Annotated in this window: 6 protein-coding genes and 1 pseudogene; all 7 read right to left on the bottom strand. The window is 34.1% G+C overall.

The annotated features are described in order from the left end of the window. Positions 1 to 353: pseudogene (locus tag BW929_RS15020) on the bottom strand (mannitol dehydrogenase family protein); the annotation flags it as partial. Positions 354 to 371: 18 nt separating this feature from the next. Then, entirely contained in the window at positions 372 to 1,412 is a 1,041-nt protein-coding gene (uxuA, locus tag BW929_RS15015) for a mannonate dehydratase (protein ID WP_076546276.1), read from the bottom strand. 265 nt (positions 1,413 to 1,677) lie between these two features. After that, complete coding sequence (rplI, locus tag BW929_RS15010) at positions 1,678 to 2,121, bottom strand: 50S ribosomal protein L9 (protein ID WP_076546275.1); 444 nt, start codon at positions 2,119 to 2,121, stop codon at positions 1,678 to 1,680. Between the two features lie 23 nt (positions 2,122 to 2,144). Then, complete coding sequence (locus BW929_RS15005; RefSeq protein ID WP_076546274.1) at positions 2,145 to 3,029, bottom strand: DUF2232 domain-containing protein; 885 nt, start codon at positions 3,027 to 3,029, stop codon at positions 2,145 to 2,147. 91 nt (positions 3,030 to 3,120) lie between these two features. Continuing rightward, positions 3,121 to 3,336 carry a 30S ribosomal protein S18 gene (rpsR, locus tag BW929_RS15000; protein WP_073157999.1) on the bottom strand — a complete coding sequence of 72 codons (216 nt, stop codon included), beginning with the start codon at positions 3,334 to 3,336 and terminating at the stop codon, positions 3,121 to 3,123. 17 nt (positions 3,337 to 3,353) lie between these two features. Further along, positions 3,354 to 3,845, bottom strand: a complete 492-nt coding sequence (locus tag BW929_RS14995; RefSeq protein WP_076546273.1) for a single-stranded DNA-binding protein — start codon at positions 3,843 to 3,845, stop codon at positions 3,354 to 3,356. Between the two features lie 24 nt (positions 3,846 to 3,869). Then, positions 3,870 to 4,169, bottom strand: coding sequence for a 30S ribosomal protein S6 (gene rpsF, locus BW929_RS14990; protein WP_076546272.1), 300 nt, complete (start codon positions 4,167 to 4,169; stop codon positions 3,870 to 3,872). Positions 4,170 to 4,615 lie beyond the last annotated feature (446 nt).

The following is a 4,615-nucleotide window of genomic DNA, read 5'->3' as shown; positions in this document are numbered from 1 at the left end:
TCAGCTTTTAATCCTTCAGCAATACTGGCCAGCAGTGTTTTATCCAGATTACCATCAGCTGACATCTTAACTACCAGACTTAAGTTATCAGCTGGTTTATATATTTTGTCTATAATCTCATAGTCAAAACCTTCGGCAGCAATGATTCCTGTTTCCACTTCTCCTTCATTTAAGAGTTCCTGCTGCAGGCGAGCTATAAAAGCTCTAAAAATATTACCTGCACCAAAGTGTACCCATTCAGGATTTGCTTTTGTTTTATCAACTAAGTTCTGATAGTCAAATTCTGGCGGATTTATTCCGGCTTCAGTCCACTGTGCTTTATCTTTTAATTCTTCTTTTTTTAGTTTTAACATATCGCTCTCCTTCCCTTTTTATTTACTACATTTATTAATTGCTTCCCAGAGACCATTAAGATAAGTTGCTCCCAGAGCACGATCATATAGACCATAACCTGGTTTACCAGTCTCACCCCAGATCATCCTTCCATGATCAGGGCGAAGAGGTCCTTCAAAACCTACATCATGATAGGCCTTCATAATCTCATACATATCAAGTGATCCCTTCTCACTTAAGTGAGCAGCTTCTTCAAAACTATCTTCACCTGTGATTTTTATATTTCTCACATGAGCAAAATGAATCCTATCCCCAAATTCTCTAATAATTGCAGGCACATCATTTTCTGGATTAACTCCCAGGGAACCAGAACAGAGTGCAAGACCATTTGCTGGTGAGTCAACTAAATTTAAAAATTTATGCAGATTTTCTTTGCCTACAATAACTCTTGGCAGACCAAAAATAGACCATGGTGGATCATCAGGATGGATTGCCATTTTGATATTCTCTTCTTCGGCTACAGGAATAATTTCTTTTAAGAAATATTCTAAATTATCCCAGAGCTTATCCTCATCAATTTCCTGATAAGCAGTCATTAAATCATTCAATTCATCTTTGTCATAACTGGTATCCCAGCCGGGTAAATCAAGCTCTCCTCCAACAGGATCCATTTTATCTACTTCTTCTTTTTTATAGATTAAAGCTTCTGAACCATCCTCAAGCTCATAATCAAGTTCTGAGCGGGTCCAGTCAAAAACAGGCATAAAGTTATATGTTACAACTTCAATTCCTGCCTTAGATAGGTTTCTTAAAGTCTCTTTGTAATTTTCAATGTAGCGGTCCCGGGGTTCAACCCCCATTTTAATTGCCTCTGGAACCGGCACACTTTCGATCGCCGAAATTTCGAGACCAGCTGCCTCAACCTTATCTTTCAACTCTTTGATTTTCTCATAAGGCCAGGCTTCTCCTGCCGGGATATCATAAATAGCTGTAACAATTCCTACCATTCCAGGTATCTGTCTAATTTTTTCTAAAGTTACAGGATCATCGTCACCATACCAGCGAAAAGATAGTTTCATTAAGATCACTCCTTTTATTTGATTATTTAATAATTTGAAAGCGTTTTCAAGAACTGTAAAAAAATCTTTTTCTCTTATTTCTTTATTCTTGATTAAACTAAAAAATCCTGCTTAATATTTAATTTAAATAAAAAAAGACATAAATCACAAAAATTTGAATATTCCTTGTTCTAAATTAAACTCCAGACTTTTTAGCTGATCTGATACTTCCAGAGTAGACAGCCTAACTAAAATAGACTATCTACCTGGAGGTATTTTTATACTTTTATTTTTCTTTTACATTAATCTTTAAATTAGCTGTAATATCATCATACAATTTCACTGCCACAGTATGCATTCCCAGAGATTTAATAGAATCATCAAGTTCCAGCTTACGCTTATCAATATCATAACCCTTATCGGCAGCTGCTTCAGCAATATCTTTTGTATTGACAGAACCAAATAATCTACCATTTTCGCCAGCCTTAACCTTGATTACAAATTTTTCTGATTCTAACTTAGACTTTAATTTTTTAGCATCATCTCTTTTTTCTGATTCCAGTCGATTTTTCTTTGCTTCTTTTTCTTTTAGTTCTTTAATTTTCTGCTGAGTTGCTTCCACAGCCAGACCGCGAGGCATTAAATAATTGCGGGCATAACCATCAGCAGCTTCTACAACATCACCTTTAGAACCTAACTTTTTAACATCTTCTGTTAATACTACTTTCATAATCTTTTACCTCCTTAGTCATTTTAACCGGGTTGATTATTCTGCTTTCTAAAATTAAACCACATATCGATCATTCCAAGTAATACTAAAATAATCGGAACCGGTGGAAAAATAAAGATTAAAAATATAAAAAATGATTTTAACAAAAAAGAACTGCTCTTTGTAGATAAATAATACATTAAAACCGAAAAACCCTGCAAAAAAGCCAGGAAAAACATAAAAATATTTATATTTAAAAATATCGGATTGGAAGTCATTAAAAGAGAGATAACTATCAAAACTGAAACAATCCAGCGGGGAAAATACCATTTACTAACTGCTTTATATAATTCTATATTTAAACCCCTTCTTCTTAAATACCAGGCTGAAACATAGTAATTTAAAATACCGGTTACTGTTGCTGAAACAGCAAGCAGCGCAGGGAAAATCATTCTGATCAAACTTATTTGAGCAGTAATCAGCTGTTCTACTGACTGCTGATCAAATTCGCTGCTTAAGCTATCTATAATCTGCTGCAGTAATGTCTGATAATTTAAATTAAGCATTCCTGATGATACATAAAATATTAAAGCCTGGGATATCACTACTGTAATTACTGCTGTGATTAGAGTTTTTAAAGGTGAGAGACCTTCTTTTATTACATTTCCAATTACAAAACCGACCAGTCCAAAACCAATTACAGTCATCAGGCCCATAAAAGTTCCAAATAAAACCCCATTAAATAAAGCAGCAATTATAATTACAGTAATTACCCCATTACTTTCTTTTTTCTGAACAAGATACACTATTGGCACCGGCCAGAGTATCATAACTGCCATTGATAAAAATGGGATAAAATAATTAATTGCAGTTAATAAAATTATGTAGGCCAGGGTTCTAATACTATCTTTATAGTTTCTAATATCCATCTAATTTATCACCTCATCTGCCGGCAGAAATTAACATCTATTATTAAAGAAAGGAGGCGCCATCATAGATTTTGCCTCCTTCATAAAATACTTATTCTTTTACATATGGCAGCAGAGCAACTGATCTAGCTCTTTTAACTGCCTGTGTAATTAATTTTTGATGTTTGGAACAATTTCCTGTTACACGACGTGGCATAATTTTACCGCGGTCTGTAAGATATCTATTTAAAGTTCTTAAGTCTTTATAATCAATTTTTTTATCTTCATTTGCACAAAAATGGCAAGATTTATTTCTACCTCTAGGCATTAAGATTTACCTCCTTTTTAAAATGGTACATCAAAATCATCAGCATCAAAATTATCATCAAATTGAGCATCAAAATCATCCTGACTCTGCTGCTGATTATTATTATTCTGCTGAGCCTGATTATTGTTCTGCTGCTTGTTACTCTGATTATTCTGATACTGTCCCTGATTATTATTTCGGCTACCGTTATTGTTACCGAAATCTAGAAAACGCACATTATCAGCATTCACTTCAGGATTTATATAAGTTCTATTGTTATTTTCACTCTTACGTATTTGTAAGGATCCATCTACTCCAACCAGTCTACCTTTACCGAGATGACGGGCACAATTTTCCGCCAGACCCCGCCAGGTCACAATATTAATAAAATCAACATCGCGATCACCATTACGGTTGGTATAATTTCTCTCAACAGCCAGGGTAAAGTTGCAAACTGGAGTTCCATTACTGGTATAGCGAAGTTCTGGATCTCGTGTCAGGCGGCCGATTAAAACAATTCTGTTTAACAAGATTATTCACCACCTAAATTTATATTATGCATCATTTCTAACTACTAAATAACGAAGTACACCATCCATAATCTTAAAGATTCTCTCTAACTCATTAACTACAGTAGTTTTGGCATTGAATTCTAAGATTGTATAATCACCAGAACGGTAATCCTTAATTTCATATGCTAACTGTTTTTTACCCCAGGCATCAACCTCGGTTACTTCTCCCTCGTGATCTGAGATTGCATCTTTGACACGCTGAAGAATATTTTGCTTTTCTTCATCTTCAAGATCAGGTTTTAATACAAAAGTTGTTTCGTAATCTCTTTTTCTAGTTTCCATTTACATTCACCTCCTCCACACGGACTAATGGCCCTGCTGCTAGCAGAGCGTGGGTTTTTAACCAATCTAAATTATAACACCTCTTAACTTAAAATGCAAATAAAATGTACAGGTACCAGAGATTCCGCAAATGATTTTTAAAAAATAAAAAAGAGAGAATATTACTTTAAACAGTATTTTCTACACTAAAATCAGCTCAAATAAGATACAGAACCCCCTTTCCCCCATTGAAATGGAAGGTTTTTAGCATATTTGCTTTGCAGTTCTATAACCAACTGAACAAATTCAGATATTATCCTGAAGAAGCTCCTGGATAATATAGTGGTTCATTTAAGCGGATAATTCCTCTGTAAAATCTTCTTAAAAATATCTTTTTAGTATCTTTTTTAAAATCAAAAGTTCTTAAATTTCTGTAGATATATAAATGGAATAAATTATATGCTATC

The sequence above is a fragment of the Halanaerobium kushneri genome, from assembly GCF_900156285.1.
Taxonomy (GTDB): domain Bacteria; phylum Bacillota; class Halanaerobiia; order Halanaerobiales; family Halanaerobiaceae; genus Halanaerobium; species Halanaerobium kushneri.
Note: the sequence above shows the minus strand (reverse complement) of the source record. Positions and strands in the feature narration are given on the sequence as shown.

Coding starts and splice junctions, on each gene's coding strand:
- uxuA (WP_076546276.1), bottom strand. CDS start 1,412: ATGAAACTATCTTTTCGCTGGTATGGTGACGATGATCCTGTAACTTTA.
- rpsR (WP_073157999.1), bottom strand. CDS start 3,336: ATGCCTAGAGGTAGAAATAAATCTTGCCATTTTTGTGCAAATGAAGAT.
- rplI (WP_076546275.1), bottom strand. CDS start 2,121: ATGAAAGTAGTATTAACAGAAGATGTTAAAAAGTTAGGTTCTAAAGGT.
- BW929_RS15005 (WP_076546274.1), bottom strand. CDS start 3,029: ATGGATATTAGAAACTATAAAGATAGTATTAGAACCCTGGCCTACATA.
- rpsF (WP_076546272.1), bottom strand. CDS start 4,169: ATGGAAACTAGAAAAAGAGATTACGAAACAACTTTTGTATTAAAACCT.